The 22,834-nt window shown below is 48.3% G+C and carries 19 protein-coding genes; 11 read left to right on the top strand and 8 right to left on the bottom strand.

What is annotated here, in order from left to right:
• Positions 1 to 15: 15 nt before the first annotated feature.
• The 5 genes from AB6805_RS04050 (at position 16) to AB6805_RS04030 (ending at position 6,457) form a co-directional block, all read left to right on the top strand.
• The gene (locus AB6805_RS04050; RefSeq protein WP_370908173.1) at positions 16 to 1,731 is read left to right on the top strand and encodes a GMC oxidoreductase; all 1,716 of its coding nucleotides are present in this window, start codon (positions 16 to 18) and stop codon (positions 1,729 to 1,731) included.
• Positions 1,732 to 1,797: 66 nt separating this feature from the next.
• A complete protein-coding gene (locus tag AB6805_RS04045) occupies positions 1,798 to 2,142 on the top strand; it encodes a hypothetical protein (protein WP_370908172.1) in 345 nt (114 codons plus the stop codon).
• A gap of 483 nt (positions 2,143 to 2,625) precedes the next feature.
• Positions 2,626 to 3,483: a sugar phosphate isomerase/epimerase family protein gene (locus AB6805_RS04040; protein ID WP_370908171.1), complete on the top strand. Its 858-nt coding sequence runs from the start codon at positions 2,626 to 2,628 to the stop codon at positions 3,481 to 3,483.
• A 27-nt stretch (positions 3,484 to 3,510) separates the two neighbouring features.
• Entirely contained in the window at positions 3,511 to 4,875 is a 1,365-nt protein-coding gene (locus AB6805_RS04035; RefSeq protein ID WP_370908170.1) for a Gfo/Idh/MocA family protein, read from the top strand.
• Between the two features lie 139 nt (positions 4,876 to 5,014).
• Positions 5,015 to 6,457: an arylsulfatase gene (locus tag AB6805_RS04030; RefSeq protein ID WP_370908169.1), complete on the top strand. Its 1,443-nt coding sequence runs from the start codon at positions 5,015 to 5,017 to the stop codon at positions 6,455 to 6,457.
• A 212-nt stretch (positions 6,458 to 6,669) separates the two neighbouring features.
• Here AB6805_RS04030 and AB6805_RS04025 read toward each other — a convergent pair whose 3' ends face one another.
• Positions 6,670 to 7,659 (bottom strand): aldo/keto reductase, encoded by a 990-nt coding sequence (locus AB6805_RS04025; RefSeq protein WP_370908168.1) that lies wholly within the window; start codon positions 7,657 to 7,659, stop codon positions 6,670 to 6,672.
• Between the two features lie 148 nt (positions 7,660 to 7,807).
• Between AB6805_RS04025 and AB6805_RS04020 the strand changes: the two genes are divergently transcribed.
• The 5 genes from AB6805_RS04020 to AB6805_RS04000 all read left to right on the top strand — a co-directional run bounded on the left by AB6805_RS04020 (position 7,808) and on the right by AB6805_RS04000 (position 12,865).
• Positions 7,808 to 8,713: a helix-turn-helix domain-containing protein gene (locus AB6805_RS04020; RefSeq protein WP_370908167.1), complete on the top strand. Its 906-nt coding sequence runs from the start codon at positions 7,808 to 7,810 to the stop codon at positions 8,711 to 8,713.
• A 57-nt stretch (positions 8,714 to 8,770) separates the two neighbouring features.
• Positions 8,771 to 9,199 (top strand): SRPBCC domain-containing protein, encoded by a 429-nt coding sequence (locus tag AB6805_RS04015; protein ID WP_370908166.1) that lies wholly within the window; start codon positions 8,771 to 8,773, stop codon positions 9,197 to 9,199.
• A 289-nt stretch (positions 9,200 to 9,488) separates the two neighbouring features.
• Entirely contained in the window at positions 9,489 to 10,535 is a 1,047-nt protein-coding gene (locus AB6805_RS04010; RefSeq protein ID WP_370908165.1) for a type II asparaginase, read from the top strand.
• 17 nt (positions 10,536 to 10,552) lie between these two features.
• Positions 10,553 to 12,196, top strand: a complete 1,644-nt coding sequence (gene aspD / locus AB6805_RS04005) for an aspartate 4-decarboxylase (RefSeq protein WP_370908164.1) — start codon at positions 10,553 to 10,555, stop codon at positions 12,194 to 12,196.
• A gap of 102 nt (positions 12,197 to 12,298) precedes the next feature.
• Positions 12,299 to 12,865, top strand: coding sequence for a YceI family protein (locus AB6805_RS04000; RefSeq protein WP_370908163.1), 567 nt, complete (start codon positions 12,299 to 12,301; stop codon positions 12,863 to 12,865).
• A 50-nt stretch (positions 12,866 to 12,915) separates the two neighbouring features.
• Here AB6805_RS04000 and AB6805_RS03995 read toward each other — a convergent pair whose 3' ends face one another.
• A complete protein-coding gene (locus AB6805_RS03995; RefSeq protein ID WP_370908162.1) occupies positions 12,916 to 13,347 on the bottom strand; it encodes a GNAT family N-acetyltransferase in 432 nt (143 codons plus the stop codon).
• Between the two features lie 20 nt (positions 13,348 to 13,367).
• A complete protein-coding gene (locus AB6805_RS03990; RefSeq protein ID WP_370908161.1) occupies positions 13,368 to 13,805 on the bottom strand; it encodes a carboxymuconolactone decarboxylase family protein in 438 nt (145 codons plus the stop codon).
• A 90-nt stretch (positions 13,806 to 13,895) separates the two neighbouring features.
• On the opposite strand from AB6805_RS03990, the gene AB6805_RS03985 reads away from it, so the two are divergent.
• On the top strand, positions 13,896 to 15,383 hold the full coding sequence (locus AB6805_RS03985) for a PLP-dependent aminotransferase family protein (protein WP_370908160.1): 1,488 nt from the start codon (positions 13,896 to 13,898) through the stop codon (positions 15,381 to 15,383).
• A 186-nt stretch (positions 15,384 to 15,569) separates the two neighbouring features.
• Here AB6805_RS03985 and AB6805_RS03980 read toward each other — a convergent pair whose 3' ends face one another.
• From AB6805_RS03980 to AB6805_RS03960, 5 genes are all read right to left on the bottom strand, one after another.
• A complete protein-coding gene (locus tag AB6805_RS03980) occupies positions 15,570 to 18,188 on the bottom strand; it encodes a putative LPS assembly protein LptD (RefSeq protein WP_370908159.1) in 2,619 nt (872 codons plus the stop codon).
• A gap of 438 nt (positions 18,189 to 18,626) precedes the next feature.
• On the bottom strand, positions 18,627 to 19,028 hold the full coding sequence (locus tag AB6805_RS03975) for a hypothetical protein (RefSeq protein ID WP_370908158.1): 402 nt from the start codon (positions 19,026 to 19,028) through the stop codon (positions 18,627 to 18,629).
• A 23-nt stretch (positions 19,029 to 19,051) separates the two neighbouring features.
• Complete coding sequence (locus AB6805_RS03970) at positions 19,052 to 20,449, bottom strand: DUF4302 domain-containing protein (protein ID WP_370908157.1); 1,398 nt, start codon at positions 20,447 to 20,449, stop codon at positions 19,052 to 19,054.
• Between the two features lie 26 nt (positions 20,450 to 20,475).
• A complete protein-coding gene (locus AB6805_RS03965; RefSeq protein ID WP_370908156.1) occupies positions 20,476 to 21,363 on the bottom strand; it encodes a substrate import-associated zinc metallohydrolase lipoprotein in 888 nt (295 codons plus the stop codon).
• Between the two features lie 33 nt (positions 21,364 to 21,396).
• Positions 21,397 to 22,824, bottom strand: coding sequence for a RagB/SusD family nutrient uptake outer membrane protein (locus AB6805_RS03960; RefSeq protein WP_370908155.1), 1,428 nt, complete (start codon positions 22,822 to 22,824; stop codon positions 21,397 to 21,399).
• Between the last annotated feature and the right edge of the window lie 10 nt (positions 22,825 to 22,834).

Raw genomic sequence — 22,834 nt, 5'->3', positions numbered from 1 at the left:
CCACAATTCCATGTTATGAAAGAGCGTTCCTTCTTCATCAATGCAACCGGCATTCAGCAAAATACATTTGACGCTATTGTGATCGGCTCCGGTATCAGCGGCGGGTGGGCTGCAAAAGAGTTATGTGAACAGGGATTAAAAACGCTGGTGCTGGAGCGGGGGAAAAATGTGGAGCATGTAAAAGATTATCCGACTGCGACTAAAGCGCCGTGGGAATTTAAGCATCGCGGACAAATGACGAAGGAGTTTTTACAGGAGAATCCTTTGATCTCCAAGGCTGCCGGGTTTGGAGAAGATACTGCACATTTTTTCATCAAAGATAATGATCATCCTTACATACAGGAAAAGCCATTTGATTGGATACGCGGCTACCAGGTAGGAGGGAAGTCGCTCACCTGGGGGCGTGCCTGCCAGCGTTGGAGTGATTTTGAATTTACGGCCCCGGAGCGGTATGGTTATGGCCCCGGCTGGCCCATTAATTATGAAACGGTTGCGCCCTGGTACTCGCATGTTGAAAAGTTCATTGGGGTATGCGGTACCCGCGATGGTATTGAAGCCATGCCGGATGGTGAATTTCTGCCGCCATTTGATCTTAACTGCGCAGAAGCAGCGATACAGCAAAAGATCCTTGCAAATTACAAAGACCGTCACCTTGTACATGCAAGGTGGGCGCATCTTACCGAGCCAAAAGAAATACATTTCCAGCAGGGCCGTGTAAAATGCCAGGCCAGGAATTTATGTATGCGGGGATGTCCTTTCGGCGGTTACTTCAGCTCCGTTTCTTCTACGCTGCCATGGGCAAAGAAAACCGGGAACCTTACGATACGGCCTTTTTCTGTCGTACATTCTATTATTTACGACGAACAAAAAGGCAAAGCCACGGGTGTGCGGGTAATTGATACCAACACAAAACAAGTCACCGATTTTTTTGCACGGATCATTTTTGTAAATGCCTCCGCGCTGAACAGCAATCTGGTGTTGCTCAACTCTACCAGCCGTCGTTTTCCTGATGGTCTTGGTAACGACAGCGGGTTGCTGGGGAAGTATGTAGCGTTTCATAATTACAGGGCGTCTGTGAGTGCCGGTATAGAAGGGATGGAAGATCAATACTACTATGGGCGTAATCCTACGGAGCCTATCATTGCCAACTACCGGAACCTGCACCGCCAGGACACTGATTATGTGGGCGGGTTCACTACTTTTATGGGCGCGCACCGCGGGCGGGGAAACGGGGAGGGCATAGGCGCTGCATGTAAGGAAGCGTTATCTGAACCGGGCGCCTGGAGCACTTATATGTATATGCAGGGAGAAACTATTCAGAAAGCAACCAACCTGGTGAGATTAAGTGCAGATCAAAAGGATCAGTGGGGCATTCCACTGTTGGTAATGTCTGTTGATTATGATGATAACGATGAAAAGATGATCCGTGACTTCCTGACGCAAAGTGCAGAGATGCTGGAGAAGGCAGGTTGTAAAAATATTCAGCAGCATGATAACAAACAGGCCCCGGGTCTCGACATACACGAAATGGGAGGTTGCCGCATGGGGAAGGATGCCCGCACTTCGTTGCTGAACGAATGGAACCAGCTGCATCATTGTAAAAATGTATTTGTAACAGATGGCGCTGCCATGGCGAGTACCGGCAATCAAAGCCCTTCGCTTTTATATATGGCGCTCACGGCAAGGGCTGCGAGCTACGCAGTGAGTGAAATGAAGAAGGGAAATTTGTAACAACCGTTTTTTTTATTGACGGTTTGTCGGAATTTATAGTTATATTAATATAGAAAATATAAAGAGATGAAAATTGCCGCCTCAAAAATACTTCCTTCCATTAACGAATTAGCGGAGACTTTAAAGCAAAAGTTTTCCGGTAGGTATTCTTATGAACTGTTTGATTTCGGTAACAAGCAAAGTATTTTTGTGGAGAAATCTGCTTTTGTATCGATCCAGGTAACAAGAGAAGAAAATGAAATTATGATAGAGAGAATTGCAAAACCATCTATTTTCACGGCGGTTTTCTTTTTAGTGGATCTTATTGCCACGGGTAGCGGCAACATACTGTACCGGCTTTCGCCATTTTATTCAGAACAAAGAAAACTCGAACAGGAATTAAGTGCCTTTTTTAAAAAGGAATATAATTAGTCAGCACTTCTTTCTGCTTTTCCTTCCCATATAAATTCAAAATTGCCTTTTATTTCGTCAGGCTATCCCGATGAACTCAAAATACAGGCTATGATTTGTCAACCGCTGGGTACTTACCGGTGTTTTATCAATCATAGCCTGTGTTGTTTTTGGGGCGGGCAAACCGGGACATAGTGCATGGGGAGTGCATGGGTAGTCCATTGGAAGGGCATGAGGAGTGCATGGGAAGTCCATGCGAACAGTATTAATACTGTATGGATGATCCATGGTATATCCATGGATGAGGCAACTCAGAAGTACCGGTGAAGTAGTTACGGCGCGACCGGGAAGCGTGTTTTTAGCTACTGTGTCCCCGGTTTACGGCGAGGTCCAGGCGAACCATACAGCCCTCCCTTTTCCCGCCCCCGTCTTTTTGTTTTGTTTTTCCGGAATTAGATATTATCTTAAAGCTGTTCCTTTTTCCACATAAACTTACCAGACGTTATGAAAACTTGGTTGCTACTCCTTTTAGCCGTTGTCTTCTCCCCGTTTTTGCAATCGAATGCACAGTCATTGCCGGCTATCGGCATCTGTTCTTCTTTTTCCAACGACAGTCTCGCTGCTGCCAACGGGTTTACTTTCATGGAAGAAACCGTGCGGAAGATCCTTTCACCCGCACTGAGCGAGGCCCAGTTCAGGGAACAGCTGCATGCCATCCGCAGCAGCAAATGCAAGATCCAGAGTTGTAACGTGTTTATCCCCGGAACCATGAAACTAACCGGCAACGACGTAGACGAAGCCAAAGTGCTGGGATATGTGGACTCCGTGATGCAACGCGCAAAAATCGCCGGAATAAAGATCATTGTACTTGGCAGCGGGGAAGCCAGGAAAATACCGGAAGGCGCGGACCGGGCCAAATGTAAACAACAATTCATTCAACTGTGCCGTAAAATGGCAATAGTGGCGGCAAAATATAACGTGACCATCGCTATGGAAAACCTCAATTCCACAGAAACCAATTTTGTAAATACCCTGTCAGAAGGCAATGAGATCGTTACCGCCATACAACATCCCAACTTCCGGCTCACGGCAGATATCTACCATATGCTCAAAGAGCATGAATCTCCCGCCAGCATCGAAAATGCCAAAGCGGTACTGGTACATTGCCATATTGCGGAAAGGGATAAACGTACGCCTCCCGGTGTAGCCGGCGACGATTTCCGGCCTTATTTTGCCGCCCTGCATAAAATCGGATATACCGGTCATATTATGATGGAATGCCGCTGGGACGACCCTGCTACGCAGTACAAACCAGCCTTCGACTACCTGGAAGGACAACTGAAAGAAGCTTACGCCAAATAAACAACACACTATAAAAAACGCCTTTATATGTCTGAATCAAAAAAAACAAGACGGGAATTCCTGCAACAGTCGTTACTGGCAGGAGCCGGTATCACCATCAGTGCTATGGGTATGCCCGCCAGCAGCTACGCCCGCATCATGGGCGCCAACGACCGTGTAAATGTGGGACTGGTAGGATTCTCCGATCGTGCACGCCAGGCCCTGCTGCCATCTTTCTTTAATAACAACAAGGAACTGAACTTCGACCTGGTGGCTGTATCTGATATATGGAACCGCCGCAGGGAAGAAGGAAAAGCTTTCCTGCAGCAGAAAACCGGGCATAATGTGCAGGCCTGTATGAATAACGATGAGCTGTACAATATCAAAGGACTGGATGCGGTATTCATCGCCTCCGCCGATTTTCAGCATGCTTATCATACCATTGAAGCAGTAAAAAACAAGTGCGACGTATACAGTGAAAAACCTTTCGCGGAAACAATGGAAGATGCCCGTAGTGCGCTCAAAGCCGTGAAAGACTCCGGCCGCATTATGCAGGTGGGTACACAGCGCCGCAGTGGTCCAAGCTATCACGCCGCCGCCAACTTTATCCAGCAGGGAAAATTTGGTCCTATTACGATGGTGGAAATGACCTGGAACGTAAACCAGCCAGGCCGCTGGCGCCGCCCGGACCTGGTAAATTCCATTAAAGAATCGGATACCGACTGGAAACGCTTCCTGGCCGGTCGCCCGCAGGATAGCTGGGATCCACGCAAATACCTCGAATACCGCCTCTTCTGGCCTTACTCTTCCGGTATCTTCGGACAGTGGATGACCCACCAGATAGACACCGTGCATTGGTTCAGCGGATTGAAACATCCACGCAGCGCAGTCGCCAACGGCGGCATTTATATGTGGAAAGACGGCCGTAAAAATCCGGATACCCTCACCGCGGTTTTCGACTACGGTCCGGAGAACGATCCTACCAACGGTTTCCAGGTAATGTACAGCAGCCGTTTCCACAACTCCGCCGGCGGTACCAAAGAAATTTATTACTCCAATGGTGGCACTATTGATATGTCTACCAACAAAATAAGCGCCACCGGTGGTCTCACAGAAAGAGAAGCCCAGGAAATGGGCATGCACGCCAACCTGCTGACGCCTCAAACGCTCAGCAATGACGAAGCTGCCACCACCAGCGCCAACACCGGTGGCGACCCGCTCACCAACGCGCATGTCCGCAACTGGATGACGTCGGTACGTGAACGTAAGCAACCCAACGCACCAATCGAAGCAGCCTACTCACATTCTATTGCACTCATCATGGGTAATGCGGCCTACCGCACCGGCATGAAAGCCACCTTTGATGAAGCCACTCAGGAAGTGATGGTAGGAGGTAAAGTATTTAAAATGTAAAACACCAGGCGGAGGGAAGACATTCCCTCCGCTTTCATAATCGAGTTCGTCCCATTAGTTCGTGCGTTACCCCATTGTTGAAAAAAGACGGGAATACTTTGTATTTTGGATCAGCGAAGTAATTGCAAGGTATAGCAACATGAACATGAAAATTTTTAACATATTGCTGCCCGTTGCAGCAGGACTTACCCTGTTAACCGCACCCGTAGCGGCACAGCAAAAGAAAACACCCCCTCCCAATATTGTTTTTATTCTGGCCGACGACCTGGGTTATGGTGACCTGAGTGCATACGGTCAACGTAAATTCAATACGCCCCACATCGACCAGCTGGCAAAGCAGGGCATGCGGTTTACACAATTCTATGCAGGTACATCGGTATGCGCACCCTCCCGTGCGTCGCTGGTTACCGGCCTGCATACAGGACATACTTTTATCCGCGGCAATAAAGAAATACAGCCCGAAGGACAGCAACCAATAGCCGACACCGTGATAACGGTGATGGAAGTACTGAAAAAAGCCGGGTATACTTCCGGCATCTTCGGTAAGTGGGGACTGGGCCCGGTAGGCTCGGAAGGCGATCCGATGAAGCAGGGAACAGACCGGTTTTATGGCTATAACTGCCAGCGCGAATCGCACCGCTTTTTTCCAACACACCTGTGGGACAACGATACCAAAGTAGTACTGGAACAAAACGGCCGGCTGGAACATATGAACACCTATGCGCCGGATCTCATCCAGCAACAGGCACTCCGCTTCCTGGATGATAATAAAAACAAACCTTTCTTTTTATACCTCACCTACACCCTGCCACATGCAGAGCTGCAGGTGCCGGATGATAGCCTCTTCCGGCATTTTAAAGGCAAGTTTGAAGAGAAGCCCTATAAAGGCAACGACTATGGTCCTAACGCCACCGTGCCCGGTTATGCTTCACAGCAATATCCGCATGCTACCTTTGCCACCATGGTTACCAGGTTGGATAATTATGTAGGAGAGGTGATGGACCGCCTAAAAGAACTGGGCCTGGATAAAAATACCCTGGTAATTTTTACGAGCGACAACGGTCCGCATAAAGAAGGCGGCGCCGATCCCGCCTTCTTCAACAGCAGCGGAGGTTTCCGCGGCGTTAAACGCGACCTGTACGAAGGCGGCATCCGTGAACCATTTATTGCTCGCTGGCCCGGCAACATCAAAGCCGGCAGCACCAACAGCTTCCAGGGCGCCTTCTGGGACATCATGCCCACACTGGCGCAACTCACCAACGCCCCCGCAGCACCCTATACAGATGGCGTGTCACTACTACCTACCCTCACCGGTAAAAAAGGACAGCAATCACATAACTATCTCTACTGGGAATTCCACGAAGACGGCGGCCGTCAGGCCGTACGGCAGGGAAACTGGAAAGCCGTGCGCCTCCACGCCGCACAACACCCCGACGGAGCATTGGAATTATACGACCTTTCCACCGATCCCGGAGAAACAAAGAATATAGCAGCCGCCCATCCCGACATTACGCGCAAACTAGCCGCCTACATGCGCGAAGCGCATGTGGAGACGGCGTTGTATCCTTTCCAGGAGAAGTAAGCGGATTTTGTCTTTCTCGCTGATTACGCTGATTATACTGATTAGCTGGATTTTTACTTTTTGATTTTTTTGATTTTCTTAAGATATAAAAAAGGGAGATAAAAGCGATACATCCGCTTTTATCTCCCTTAATCCTTTGCAAAATCCAAAAGTAAAAATCCAGCTAATCAGTATAATCAGCGTAATCAGCGAGAAAGACAAAATCCGCGCTACTAGCTCCGATCCACCAGTTTGTTCATTGCTTCACTATACCTTTCCCCGGTGTTGGGATACTTCCGCAGTAAGTCTTCCAGGTTTTGCAGATCAGCAGGTGTTAAACTCACGTCTACTGCGCCGGCGTTATCGAGGAGGTATTTTCTTCTTTTGGTGCCCGGAATCGGGATGATATTTTCGCCCTGTGCCAATACCCATGCCAGTGCCAGTTGAGCAGGGGTACAGTTTTTACCGGCAGCCAGTTCCGCAAATCCGGCGGCCAGCACGCGGTTGTTTTCCGCATGTTCGCCCTGGTAGCGGGGGAGTGATTTCCGGAAGTCGTTGTCAGCGAGATTGGATATATCGAGGTCGTTGGTAACGAGGCCCCGCGCAAGCGGACTGAATGGCACAAAGCTGATGCCCATCTCTTTGCAGGCAGGCAGGATCTCTTTCTCCACATCTCTTGTTAACAGGGAATATTCACTCTGTAATGCGCTGACGGGATGCACGGCATGTGCTTTACGCAGGCTGGTAACAGAAGCTTCAGAGAGGCCGAGGTAGCGTACCTTTCCTTCTTTCACCAGGTCTGCCATGGCGCCTACCATTTCTTCCACCGGCACATTCGGATCGATGCGGTGGGCATAATATAAATCAATCACATCCGTTTGTAGTCTTTTTAGGCTGGCTTCCACGGCTTTCCTCATGTACGCGGGTGAACCATCGAACTGCACGGCGCCGGGTGAAGCAGGAGAAGAGGTGAATCCAAATTTGGTCGCCAGGAATATTTTGCTGCGGTTAGGCTTTAATACTTTGGCAATCAGCTCTTCATTTTTACCGGCAGCATACACATCCGCGGTGTCCCAGAAATTGATTCCGATTTCCAGGGCCTTTTCCAGCGTGGCAATGGATTCCACGTCGTCTGGTGTGCCATAGGCATGGCTCATTCCCATGCAGCCCAGTCCAATGGCTGACAATTGTACGTCTGTTGTTCCGAGTGTTCTGTACTTCATATAATGTAATTTCGGGTTGCTGTAATACAAAGAGGCAAAGATAGGCGGCGTAATACTTGTATAGTTGTAATTATGACAGTATTAATTGTGCAAATCAAAGATACCCCTGCACGAAAGGTACCGAATATTCGTATTTTTAAGACCCATTATGAACCACGATAAACAACATCAGTTAGTTACCGCATTTAGCGTTACCGATATCACCGACTGGTTTTGCGATGATATCCGGTTAACGCATACCGTTTCCCGTTACACAAAGCCCGATAAAATCCGCGCCAGCAACGACACCGATGTGGTACGCCTGCATTTTGGTATGAAAGGCGACTATGCTTTTTCGTATAAACAACTGGACCGTTCTTTTGACCTCATCGGCGGACATCACAATATTATGTATTCAAATGGCTTTGAGATCGAAATAATGCCCAAAGCCACAGAGATAGAAACATTCGGGATCCAGTTCTCCAAAAAACAATTCCTGGAATTTACCGAAAACGGGAATGAACACCTGCAACGGTTTTGTGAAGCAGTGCTAAGTGGAAAGAGCGTATTGCTGTCTGAAAACTGGGGTCCTATTGATGCGGGTATCCAACAGGTGATCAGCCAGATACTGAACTGCCGTTTTACGGGTCAGCTGAAAAAATTATTCCTCCTGTCAAAGAGTATTGAATTGCTGGTGCTATCGGCCGAAGCATATAATTACACCGCGAAGAAAGACATCTTTATAAAAAATAAAACAGATAAAGAGAAGATCATTGCTGTCAGAGACCTGATCAACGACCGGCTTAGTAACCCGCCCGGCCTCAGTGAAATAGCGCAACTCGTAGGACTGAATGAATATAAACTCAAACGCGGTTTTAAAGAAACATTTAATTCCACCGTGTTCGATTACCTCACCGGGCAACGCCTGCAGCTGGCCAACCAATACCTGCAGGAAACACAGAAAACATCCGCTGAAATAGCCTATGAGCTGGGCTATTCCACTCCCCAGCATTTTAATAATGCTTTTAAAAAGAAGTTCGGGGTCACTCCCAATTCCGTTAGAATTAATCCGTAAAATGCAATCGGCCGGAACAGCGGTTGCTTAATATTGTACTATCAAAAACAATGTATTATGGACAAGCAGTTAAAAGTTTCGGAAAGTACCAGTATTAACGCCCCCGTTTCAAAAGTATGGGCCGCCATCACTGATAAGACCCTGATCAAACAATATTTTTTTGGAACAGATGTTACCAGCGACTGGAAAGTGGGTAGCCCCGTGATCTGGTCCGGTGAATGGGAAGGACAACACTACGAAGAAAAAGGCGAAGTACTGGCGATGGAGCCGGACAAAAAATTATCTTTCACTTACCTGAGTTCCGGCAAAGAAGATAAGCCGGAAAACTATTCCGTGATCGTTTATACCCTGAACAGCAACGGTAACGGCGCTACCGGCTTTACCATCACCCAGGAAAATTTTGAAAACCAGGAAGCCTGCGATCATTCGCGCGACAACTGGCGGCAGGTGCTGGCCGGCTTGAAGAAGCTAGCAGAGAGCGTATGATGCGGATTTTGTCTTGGCTCAGGATTACGCTGATTTTAAGGATTACCTGGATTTTTACTTTTGGATTTTATAAAGATTTTTAGATTTTTTTAATAATAATTAAGGGAGATAGCAGCGAATATATCCGCTGCTATCTCCCTTGATCCTTTATAAATCCAAAAGTAAAAATCCAGGGAATCCTTAAAATCAGCGTAATCCTGAGCCAAGACAAAATCCGCATGAACAATCCGCGAACTTCCGTTGTTCTAATATCCTGACAACTCCGCCAAACAATCTAAAGGTATTACGTATGAAAATCTTATGTACTTTAATCATTGTATTATTTGTTTGTGTATCCTCCATTGCGCAGAAACCACGTGTGATCATCCTGGCTACCGGCGGCACTATTGCCGGGGAAGGCGCTTCGGCGGACAGGGCGGCTTACACGGCAGGTAAGGTGCCCATTGCATCTTTGCTGAAAGCGGTGCCGGGTATTGAGAAAATTGCGGACATTACCGGCGAACAGGTAGCGAATGTAGGCAGCCAGGATATGACCATTGATATCTGGATGAAGCTGAATAAACGGATCAATGAAATATATGCGAACAACGAAGCCGATGGTATTGTGATCACGCACGGTACCGATACACAGGAAGAAACGGCGTATTTCCTGAACCTCACCGAACGTTCCGATAAGCCGGTGGTGCTCACCGGCTCCATGCGGCCTTCTACCGCTATCAGCGCGGATGGCCCAAAAAATTTATTTGATGCCGTTACCGTGGCTGCCAGTCCCAAATCTGCTGGTCGTGGTGTACTGCTGGTATTTAATGAAAGCATTTTCGACGGCCGTGATGTATCAAAAGGAAATACAACCAAAGTAGATGCCTTCTATGCGCCCAACCTCGGGCCATTGGGCCAGGTGTACGATGGCAGGGTGGCCTATTACCAGAACGCCATGCGGAAAGCAAATAAAGAAACCCCTTTTGATATTGCCGGCGTTACCTCACTGCCCAAAGTAGGCATCGCCTATATGTATGCGGATGCGGATCCGGTAGCCATTGATAATTTTGTAAAAGACGGTTACAAGGGAATTATCATTGCAGGTGTGGGCAACGGTAATTTCAACAAAGCCTTTTACAACGCTATCGACGAAGCCATAAAGAAAGGCGTGGTGGTAGTGCGTTCCAGTCATGTTGGCTCCGGACGCGTTACGCAATACGATGAAGTAGACGACAAAGCGCTGGGTACCATTGTGAGTGATGACCTCAACCCGCAGAAAGCCAGGATCCTCCTGATGCTCGGACTTACCAAAACAACCAATAAGGATATGTTGCAGAGTTACTTTTTCACCTATTGACCCGAAAACATCATTTTATGGGACTGTCGTATATCAAAACTACCGTTGCAGAACAACGTGCATTGCAGAAATTAAGCCCTTTTGAACTAAAGGACACGCTGATTTCACTGGCACAGAACACCGCACAGAAAAGTATTGAAGTAATGCTGAATGCAGGGCGTGGCAATCCCAACTGGACGGCCGCCACACCACGGGAAGCCTTCTTCCTGCTGGGGCAGTTCGGTATAGCAGAATGCCGTCGTAATATGCCCGAAGAGCATGGATTCACCGGCGTGCCGGAGAAGAGCGGTATTGCCGATCGTTTCAAGAGTTTTCTGGCCCTGCATAAAAATGCGCCCGGCGCAGCGCTGCTGCAACAGGCCTATTTATACGGACAAAACGTACACCAGTTTAACGACGATGCCTTTGTATTTGAACTGGCAGAAAGCGTGATCGGCAATGAATACCCGGTGCCCGGCCGTATGCTGGCGCACATGGAACCCATTGTGCATGATTATATTGTTCAGGAGATGTGCGGGGGAGAAAAGCAGAAAGGAAAATTCGACCTGTTTGCCGTGGAAGGCGGCACCGCGGCAATGTGTTATATTTTCGATTCACTGATGCAGAATAAACTGCTGAAACAGGGATCAAAGATTGCATTGATGGTGCCTGTTTTTACACCCTACCTGGAAATACCGGAGCTGGACCGGTACCAGTTTGAAGTGGTGTATATTAACGCGAAGGGCGAAACCAAAGAAGGCCGGCATACCTGGCAGTACCCGGATGAAGAACTGGAAAAATTAAAGGACCCCGGCATCAAAGTATTGTTTTGCGTGAACCCCAGCAATCCGCCATCACGGGCGCTGGCGCCTGATGCGCTGGATAAGCTGGCAAAGATTGTAAAGAAAGATAACCCCCATTTGATGATTGTAACGGATGATGTGTATGGCACATTCGTGAACGGGTTCCGGTCGTTGCTGGCAAAAATTCCCTACAACACTATTTGCGTATACTCTTTCTCAAAATATTTTGGTTGTACCGGCTGGCGTTTAGGCGTGATCGCTATTCATGAAGATAATATCTTTGATGAACAGATAGCAGCTTTACCGGCCACTGCAAAAAAAGATCTGGCAAAGCGGTATAGTACCACTACCTTGCACCCGGAAAAAATGAAGTTCATTGACCGCATGGTGGCCGACAGCCGCCAGGTGGCGCTGAACCATACGGCGGGATTGTCGTTGCCGCAGCAAACGCAAATGACTTTATTCAGCCTGTTTGCGTTGCTCGACAAAGAAAACAATTATAAACAGGTAGCGCAAACGCTGGTGCATAAACGGCTGAAGCTATTGTGGGATAAGCTGGAGCAACAGCAGCTGGAAGATCCGCTTAATACCGGTTATTATGTTGAAATAGATATTGCATCCTGGGCATCGAAAATTTATGGAGATGATTTCCTGAAATGGTTGCAGAAAAAAATGCAGCCTACCGACATTCTTTTCCGGCTGGCAGAAAAAACAGCGATCGTATTACTGAATGGTGGCGGTTTTGCGGGCCCCGAATGGTCGGTAAGGGTATCACTGGCTAATTTACCCACCGATGCTTATACCTTGATAGGAGAGAGCCTCACTGAAATTATGCACGAATATGTGAGCGCATATAAAGAAGAAACCGGCAAAAAATAGCTTTTTTCATAATGATAGATGTACGGCAGGTGGCATTGCAAGGGCTGCCTGCTGTTTTTTTATGATTTGGTAATAAGCAGGGAATTGGCCAACTTAGCAGGTATGAAAGCACCCAAAAACGCATGGCGTATATGGCTGTTATGCCTCCTGGCATTTTGCAGTGTATCTGCACACGCGCAGCATTATGTTCCCACAGACGCTGGTTCCAAAGTACAGTTCACCATTATCAATCACCTGATTTTTACGTCTACAGTGAATGGCTATTTCAAAGGATTGAAAGGGAGTATCCGTTTTGATCCGCGTGATCTGAAGTCGTCATCAATAAACGCTACCGTGGATGTAAATACCATCAGTACCGGTATTGGTAAGCGCGACAGGGACCTGTTGGAGGAGAAATATTTTAATGCGGCGAAATACCCGGTGATGAAGATCGTTTCTTCTGCCATTGCAGCTACAGACAAGCCTTCTACGTACCAGCTCACTGCGGCGCTTACCATCAAGGGAATTACACGGACCATCACCTTTCCGTTTACGGCGGTAGTATCTGCGGAAGCGGTGCAACTGACCGGTAAGTTTACCATTAACCGGAAGGATTTCCAGGTGGGGCCGGATAATGCCATTGATGATAAGCTCACAGTAACGCTGAATGTACAGGCAAAAAAACAGTAACGGTGATACGCCGTGTGCCCGTACACGGGTATCATCGTTACCGGCAGCCGTTACAACGGTTGCGAAAAATGATGGGCGGAGATACGGAATCCCTGCCGGTGATACAGTCGGTGCGCAGGATACAGCCCGTGTCCGGAGTCCAGCTGTACAGAACGCAAACCTTCACTTTTCGCCAGCGCTTTTATATGATCCAGCAACAGGGCAGCATAACCCCGGCCCTGGTATTCAGGCAGGCAGGCCAGATCATCTATATAAATTGTTTTCCCGGTGAATAGCTTGTTCATATGACGGAAGCCTGCAAAGGCGGCCACCCTGGAAGGATCTTCTTCCGCAGTGATATACACAATTTCATACTTTTCAGATTGCATTTCTTTCAGCTGGGGTAACAGCTGTTCCGGTTCCAGGAAGGGACGAAGAAAAAGAATGACTTCACTGCAGGCCTGCAGGTCGGCTTCACTGCGGGCAGTTTTTACAGACACCATATCGCTTGGTTTAAATGGGCTTATTGAGGAATGCGCCGGGTGGTAATCCCGATGCGGTCCCACGCGTTAATAATATTCACCGCCATGATCAGCTGGGCAGTACCATTCAGGCCAAATGCCGCCAGTGCTTTTTCATAGGTTTCATCAGTAAGACCTTTCTCGCTGATGAGCGTAATTTCTTCCGTCATAGCCAGGATAATCCTTTCTTCTTCGGTGAATTGCGGTGATTCGCGCCATACAGGGAGCAGCAGCAACCGCTGCGTGGTTTCACCTAAATTAAGCGCATCCTTACTATGCTTATTTACGCAAAAGGCGCAGCCATTGATCTGCGAGGCACGTATTCTTATCAGCTCATGATGGAGCGGGGCGATGCCGGTAGTAGCGAGATATTTTTCCAGTCCGAGCATAGCGGCGTAGGCGCCTGGTTCCGTTTCGTTCATCAAAAATCTGGTTGTCATCGTCAATTGTTTTGTATTAAAAATGATCCACAAATTTACCATCAACTGGAGTATCTTAGTAGTCCACTTTGTAATTGTTAAGTAGTCCAGATGCTGCCATTTAAAACGCTCATACAAACAGATAAAACGCTGAAATTGCCGGTGTACCAGCAAATTGCCAACCGGCTCATCGGGCTTATCCAGGAAGGGATCCTGAAACCCGGGCTGTTCCTGCCGGGCAGCCGGGTATTGGCATTGCAGCTGGAGGTGCACCGGAAAACGGTGATTGCGGCTTATGATGAGCTGGTGAGCCAGGACTGGCTGGTGGCAATGCCGCGCAAGGGTGTAATGGTGGCCGCCAATTTGCCGGTGATGAAGCCCAGGACCTACCGGGACGCTGCCTCTCCCTATGAGGATGCGGCGGCCTTTCCATTTCACGAGGTGCCTACCATCACACTGGCAGGTGTGCCGCCGGCCGCTGGTACGCTGATCATCAATGATGGTTTCCCGGATGCGCGGTTGGCACCGCTGGCCGACTGGGTAAAGGAATGCCGCTCGGTGATTGAAAGTCCCCGGTATGCCAAGCTGCTGATGTATGGTGGCGCTACCGGGCTGGAATCGCTGCGGAAGCAGATGCTGGAATACCTTTCTGATACACGTGGATTAAACATCAGTATGCCGCACATCATGATTACCCGCGGTGCGCAAATGGCTATCTACCTGGCTGCCGCGTTGCTCATCAAAAAAGATGACCTGGTAATTGTTGGTAGTCCGAACTATTTTTTTGCGGACCTCTGTTTTGAACAGCTCGGCGCAAAGCTGCTGCGGGTGCCGGTAGATGAAGAAGGTATTGATGTGGATATGATTGAGCAACTTTGCAGCAAGCGGAAAATAAAGATGCTGTACCTGGTTACGCATCATCACCATCCTACCACGGTTACGCTGAGTGCGGCGCGGCGAATGAAGCTGCTGGCTGTCATCCGCAAATACAAACTGCCTGTAATAGAAGACGATTACGATTATGATTTCCACTACAGCTCGGCGCCCATTTTACCATTGGCCAGTGCAGATCATGGCGGTAACGTCATTTACATCGGGTCGTTTACCAAATCGCTGGGACTATCTATCCGTATTGGGTTTATGATTGCTCCTGCCGATTTCATTGAGGCCGCTGCAAACCTGCGCCGGCTGATGGACCTGCGTGGGGATAACCTTTCTGAGCAGGCATTGGCCAACCTGCTTGCGGATGGTACCATAGACCGGCATCTTAAAAAATCAAATAAAATTTATAAAGAAAGACGGGACCTGCTTTGTCATTTACTGAGCACCAAACTTGGCGACGCGGTGAAGTTTACGGTTCCTTCCGGCGGAATGGCTATCTGGTTGCGCTTCTCCAAAAAATACCCGCTCAAAAAAATCGCTGCAAAGGCAGCGGAACTCGGCCTGCACATGACAAGCGGCGGGCAATACCACTACGGCGCTGCATCGCAGAATGCGCTGCGCTTCGGTTTCGCTTCCCTCAACAATAAAGAAATTGCTTCGGTGGTGGGGGTGCTCGAAGAGGTGTGCGAATTTTGTCTTGGCTCAGGATTACGCTGATTTTACGGATTACCCGGATTTTTACTTTTGGATTTATAAAGGATTAAGGGAGATATAAGCGGATATATTCGCTTATATCTCCCTTAACTATTATTTAATAAAATCTAAAAATCCCCAAAAATCAAAAAAGTAAAAATCCGGGTAATCCGTAAAATCAGCGTAATCCTGAGCCAAGACAAAATCCGCTTACTGGTCGAAGAACTGCCTGGTGCGGTTAAGCCGGAGGTCTTTCAGCAGGCTGGCTTTGGCGCTGATCGTAAAGCTGAACTGCCGGTAGGTGCCGAAAGGAATGAGGTTGATGGAGAGATTGAAGTCGTGCAGATCCCGCGAGATATACATGTTGGTGTAGGCGATCTGCATGTTGGTAAAATCGAAGCCGCTGTTCAGGCCAATCTTCCATTTTGGCGTGAGACTGAAGTCGCCGTTAAAGCTTACATATTGTGTAATACGTTTCACCACGCCGCCGGAGTCGGGGATGATGGTGTTGGTATACGATAAGCTATAAGAAAGATCTATGCGCCAGGGGATATCGAAGTCCACGTACTCGCCGGGGTTGTTGCGTATTTGCGCCAGCTGGCGTTGTTGTGCGGCAAAGGCTGCGTCGCCGCCCTGGACGTTTTGGAGGGAATCCATTGTTTGTTCTTTGACAGCGCCCTTTTTATCTTTCGATTGGAAGGAGGTGCTCATGGAAATACTGGCATTGGTTAAACGACCCAGACTGATTTTTCCCTGCTGCCACACGTATTTATCGATGCGGCGGCCGCGGGCATCTACCTGGTAGGGGTCGAGGTTTCCGCTGGCGGAGATATTCAGTTTATCGAACAGGTTGGTGCGGGCGTATAAGCTGAAAGTAGACAACTTAAAGGAGTCGGCCACCAGGTTGTAGCTGCCGTTGATGCCAAAACCATCCAGCAGTTTTATTTTCTTTTCATGGCGCCCGGTCGTATCTTTTTTTGAAAATACTTTCATCTCCAGGTTATTATCCAGTCCGAAGTTAATACCTCCAAAAGCACCGGGAGAAGGTACCCCGATGATAGCTCCGTCGAAGTCGGATACCATTTGTTTATCGCCTTCCTTGTTGTATTGCAGCTCATGGTAATATTGACTGGAAAGGTCCGGGCGGTAGCTCACACTCATGGTGGGCCGCATCACATGGCGGATGAATTTTATCTTCGAGTTTTTGTTAAAGGTGTACATGCCATACATGGCGGTGGACAGCGACATGCTGGCGCTGATGTCGCGGGCACTGTAAAACCCGGGAATGTAGCTGGTATCAATAGCGCCGCCCGCGGTGTCCGAGCCAAGGTTCTTTTTATTGGGGTCCCATTTGCGGACAAATTTCTTGGTATACCAGCATTCTGTATAGTTAATCCCCGGCGATAACGTAAAGGCTTTTTTAAACACCGGGATAGAGAACGAGATCGGGATATTATGCTGCATGCCGGTTTGCATGGCGTCAAACATCGCTTGTTTACCAAACAGGGAGTCCTTGAAGTTAGCCTGGTTGCGCAGGATGGTATTATAGGAGATCCCGATTTTTTCATACCATTTTGGGGTGCCCACCATTTCCTTTGGCTGGAAAGGATAGATCGTGTTCACCGTAAAAGTGGCATCCGGGAAGGAGATAGACACATCACGGGTACTCAGGTTCTGGGAGTGGTTCAACCCCATGGTGAGGTTGTACGGCTTGCCCTGCCAGGTTTTGGAGAACGTGATAGACGACCCGATGTTGTTATTTACACGCGTGTTGTAATCATACACGTTGTACTTGTTATAGGAAGAGGTGCCAAAGTTCACGGCAGCGCCGAAGTTCACGCCGGGGCGTGCTTTGCTGTCCATGCTATGGTTCCAGGTTACCCGGAAATCCTTAGAGGTACTGAACTCTGATTTCACTTCCGGATCGCCGAAGCGGGTGTTGGCAAAGTCGAAGTTAAAGCCGCCGTTGTACTTGTAGCGTTTCCGGTAAGTGGGACTGGCTTTGATGCCCCAGCTGCCGTATGAGTAGAGGTCTATCCGCGTGGTGAGATCGAAGTTGTCGCCCAGGCCGAGATAGTATCCGCCGTTTTCCAGGCCAATTCCTTTTTGTTGATTCACCACGTACTGCGGCGGCAGTATCCCGGAGCGCTGGCCATGAGTGATGGGAAAAATGGCAAAAGGTATATACAGTGGTGTGGGAATGCCTTCTATTTCCAGGTTGGCCGGGCCGGAGATCACCAGTTTATCGGGAATCACTTTTATTTTGCGGGCGCGGAACTGGAAGTGTGGGGTATCGAGATCGCAGGTGGTAAAGGTATTTTTAAAACCGAAGATGGTATTGTCCGGCATCCGTTTGGATTGCTGGCTTGTGATAAATCCTTCTCCGTATACCGACCTGGTATTATAAATTTTTGCTTTCCGGGAGGTAATATTAAACTGCATGGTATCAGATTCGAAGCTCTGGCCGTTGTCTGTCATTACGGGGCGGCCAATGGCTTTACCGGCGGTATCGGTCATTTTGGTGGCTTCCACCATGCCGTTTTCCTGGTCGAAGCTGATACGCTCCGCGGTGATGTTGGTTTCTTTGTATTTGGTATCGCCGCTACCGTACAGGAGTATACGTTTTTTGGGTATCTGCATTACGATAGAGTCTTTCGCCTTGTAGTGGATAGGGGCATCCATGCTATCGGGTGAGGCGATGGGCAAAGTATCGGCAGGGAGGCTGTCCAATGCATCCGGTGAAATAATGAGGGCCGTATGAGGTACGCCTGCGGCAATAAGAATAAGGGCAATCAGTAAAACCGAAAGTAGCTGGCAAAGTATTTTCATGTATGCAATTGGATGGCATCCGTGGAGCGAAAATAGTACCGGAATGGTTACGTTTGCTTCGTGTAACTGGTTACAAAAAGGATAGTTACAGGGAACATTCAAGCAAAAAGGAATGCAGATCAGCCGGGATGGCTGTGAGAGATATGTTGGAGAGCATTAATGGAAAGTGGAGGCCGGCAATACTTTAACATTTTATTTTGTAAAGGATTGCAGCGGATTTTGTCTTGGCTCAGGATTACGCTGATTTTACTGATTACCTGGATTTTACTTTTTTGATTTTTTTGGATTGTTTGATTTTCTTAAAATGATAATTAAGGGAGATAAAAGCGAATGTCCGCTTCTATCTCCCTTAATCCTTTATAAATCAAAAAAGTAAAATCCAGGTAATCAGTAAAATCAGCGTAATCCTGAGCCAAGACAAAATCCGCTGCGATCGCCCTAATAAAACAATCCTCGTAACAAATTTCTCTTACCGTCCAGTGGTGGCTTTGACGCCAGGAATGCAGACATTTGCTGGCTGCTCAGCACTGTGGCGAGTTTTGTTTTAAAGTCGTTGAACAGGGCGGGCTGCTGCTGCCTGTAAACGCTGAGGTCTTGTTTGTTTGCCAGCGCCAATGTTCTTTTGGCGTCGAGGTAGTTCAGGATTATTTTATTTACCTGTGGTTTTTGTGTATCGGTTACTGAGATGTTTTTCAGGTAGATCATGCTATAATCGGTATTGGCCCTTGTTTGATTATAGCCTTGTTTTACCTGGTTCACCGGCGACAGGTTACTCTGTTGGGCCTGCGCCAATTTGCCGCCCAGTAGAGTTATAACAGCTATGAAGAATATCTTTTTCATCTGATAAAATTTAAATAATAAAATTACTGGTGGTTCCATGTTATCCATCCCAGGGCATCGCCGGCAGTTACCATGTCCATGGTAGTTCCATCTGCTTTACGAACAATGTAAAAACCTGCGGAGTTAGCGAAGTAAGGCGGCGCTGTTTTCCCGGTATTAAAAACATTGTTGGTAGCGATAATGCTTGGCGGATTCACGATCGGATCGCCGCCATCGAGCATTTCGAAAGTGAGGCGGCCGCCGCTCTGTAAATAGGGGTATGCCACTCCGCCTGCGAACAGGTAGGGATAACCGTTGGTGGCTCCTACGAAGAAAGGCGACAACACATCATAGAAATCGCCACCACCTGCGTCTACCAGGCCGGGGTAGTATACGTAGCGATAATAGGTACGGCCGGGAAAGGTTAGACCCCGGATATTATAAGCATCATCCACTCCGCTGATATGAAAGCCCGGAACGGTGAGCCAGGGGTTATCAAGGCCTTCGTTGTAGAAAGCCAGTGCAACGCCTGGTTCCGGCGATATGGGCGCCAGTGCCGGCGAAATGGTAGCCGGCGTACCGTTGACGCTCGCGCTGATAGTACGCGTACCAGGGTTCCAGACGAGGTTGTCGAGGGATTTGACCGTGAGTCCGCCGATGGTAACGGGCTCCTGCAGTATGATGCTGTGCGGTGCAAACTGGCAGCCCACATTGGTAATGTTTTGACTGCCGGCTGTTTTAATATCAAATGATCTGCCGCCAACACCGGGAGTTATTTCGAAGACAACGCCACCGGCATTCACCCGTTTGAAATATTCGAGGATTTTATTGAAGGTGCTGTAAGAACCGAATCCATTGGTATTAAACAAGGTTTGCTCGGCTTGTGTGGCTTTTACCATCACCGCTTCCGCCTGGTTCAGGTTGCCTTTTAAACGGATGGTGTCGCCCAGTTCTGCTGCGGCTACGTTATCAGCAAAAGCGAATTCAAAATCGGTTCCCCATCCGAAGCCTGATCCAAAGGGACTGTTAGATATAGCGGCATCCGGATCGCAGGGCAGATGAACATAGCTGTAGGTATCAAAGATCAGCGTAGGACGCTGGTTAGCTTTGATGCGATAGCCTGTATTGTTAAAGACAGTAGCAGCTCCCATGTTAAAATCCGACAACATCGATACCTGGCTGTTTTTATCGAATTTCATATAGTAGGAGAATACCGCTTTAGGCCCGTTGCGGGTAACGCCGCCATTGGTGGAGGTACCGTTGGTGAATTGGGTAACCACCCATCCATAGGGAGCGTCTGTAAGTTTTTGCTGATAGGTGGCCAGGGCCTGTGCTATCCTTACATCTGTTGGTATCCCGTCAATATTAAGGTCAGATTTCCTGTCGCACGCAGAGAGCATCACTGCCAGGCCGAGGAAATAATATATCCATATCTTTTTCATAAATAATAATTCAGGGTGATCAACAATTATTGATAATAGGCGGCCAGTGCTCTGCGGCATTTGCGTTGCAGGGCGTAAAAGTCGATGGACCACGACCGGGCGAAATAATCCACTACCGCCGCTTCTTTTGCTTTGATGGCTTCATACCCGGGTGTTCCCGGACCATCTGTCTGATCGGCCAGTATTTTTTCATAGTCGTCATACCCATCGTTGCCATTGTCGGCGCCTATCAGCAGGGAAGCGACCATTTCCACGAAATCTTCGTTGGGGTCCGACTCTGCATAGGCGGTAATAAATCCGTCCATCCGCGCTTCCTGATCGGCGATATTGTACCAGTTACCGGTGTATCGTGGTGTGATCTGTTTAAATGAAGGGGGAACCACGATATTCTGATTCAGGATATGTCCAAACTCATGGTGCATGGTGTGTCCCATCCGTTTCAGCGTATTGGAGTCTTTTGCCTGGGCCGTGAAGTTATTAAACTCGAACAGTACCATGGAGGTACCGCCTTCCGCCTGGCCGAGAATAATGGAACCGTTGCTCAGGTATTGTGCGGACCCTGCTACTTTAAACGTTTTCGGCAGGTATCTTCTCAGGAAAACGGAACTGCCGGTTTGTTCGTTGTAAGGTCTGAAAGTAACCGCCAGCAAAGCTTTTAGCGCGGGGATTACTTTCTCAGCCTTTGGCGGCACAATTTCGTAAGGAAAGTCCAGCTGACCGGGCAGCCATTTATAATAAACGGCGATGTTATAAGGTACCGTGAGACTATCATGTATAAAAATATCTTCCGGTGTGTTGGCGGTAGAGTCGCCGCCAAGTCCAACCGGGGGAGTGGTGAGACTCACCTTTTCTTTTTTACAGGCGCTTCCCATTAGTAGTAGCAGGAAGATGCCGGTGATTATCTGTAGTTTCATTGGTTTCATTTTAAAAGGTTTACAACAGATGAATTATCTCGGGTTCAATGCCATACCGTCGTTAACTGCTTCCGGCGGCAGTTGTAACAATCTTCGTTTATCGCCGGGCGCCAGTGTCGTGTTAAAATTAGGCGAGCCGGTATGTACTACCGGGATATCAAGCCGGAGTATATCGAACCAGCGGAGGCCTTCCTGCATGTAAGTAACCCTTTTCATATAGAGTGTAGTTTCAATCATGGATGCGTCCTGCGGCAAGCCATAGAACGACATCATTTTTGCGATGGTGACGTTGTGCCGGGATGGACTGTAGCCAGAAATATTTTTGCTCACCCAGGTATTCATATCCGTAACAGCGGCGGTGTAATTCTTTAAGCGGATATTGGCTTCAATCCTGTTCAGCAGTACTTCATCCATGCTGAGGAGCGACATCACAGTAACATCCGACTTAAATTTCGGGAAGTTAAAATACTGCGGGCCGGAGCCATATATAGACATCGCCAGGTTGCCGCCGGTCACATTGTCCGACAGGAAATATTCCTGGTTAATTTCGGTGCCTATGCCATAGCGGTAGCTGTAGTAGTTGTCGGGATATTTTGTGCCGGGCGCTTCCTGCAGTAAAATATTAGCAGGATTGGAGGCGTGGTTGTAATACACCACCATATTATCGTACGACATGCCATAGAATGCATCCTGGTCACGGATCAGGTTAGCCGGGTTAACGCTGCCAAAAACAGCCGTGGCATGTGCAACTACTTTTGCATAATCCCTTTTGAATAGATAGAACCGTGCGGCGAAAGCATTTGCAGCCTGGCGCGTGAAATGGTATTTAGGCGCATTGGCATACAGCTCATCTTTCAGCAGGGGTAAACCAGTGGTGAGGTCACTTTCAATTTTCTGGTATACCGCCGCTACATTGCTCCTGTCGTATTTATTGAAAACGGAGGTGCTGATGGTGGTCATGTAGGGTACACCGGGGTCGCTGGCTGCAGTAGCCGGATTGTATGCTTTGGCAAAAAGGGTTACCAGCATAAAGTGCGCATAGGCCCTGCATACCAGCGCTTCTCCTTTTTGCGCGGAATACTTCGCTGAATCCGGACCATTGCAGTAAGACAATGCCTGGTTAGCCACCGCGATAGCGGCATAGCAGGAATCCCAGTACGCAATGGGGCCATCGGCAGAAATATCATCTGCATCCTGGTATTTAAAAGTTTGCGTATTGATCTGGAAAGTTTGCGGATCAATACCTACGCCGGTGTTGCCTTTGTCTTCCACATTATCGCTCAGCGCCTCACAAAACAACATGTAACTCGCATGCGGATAAGCGGTCGTGAGCAGCTGGGTTACCTGCTCCGGTGAGGTGATCACCGTCCTGTTATCGGGCAGTGTTTCGAGGTACTTCTTACAGCCGGGTAATGTTATTACGGCGGCAAATAAGCCTATATAGATCAGTAGTTTTTTCATAATGAATACT

This window comes from Chitinophaga sp. RCC_12 (assembly GCF_041360695.1).
Lineage (GTDB): Bacteria > Bacteroidota > Bacteroidia > Chitinophagales > Chitinophagaceae > Chitinophaga.
Note: the sequence above shows the minus strand (reverse complement) of the source record. Positions and strands in the feature narration are given on the sequence as shown.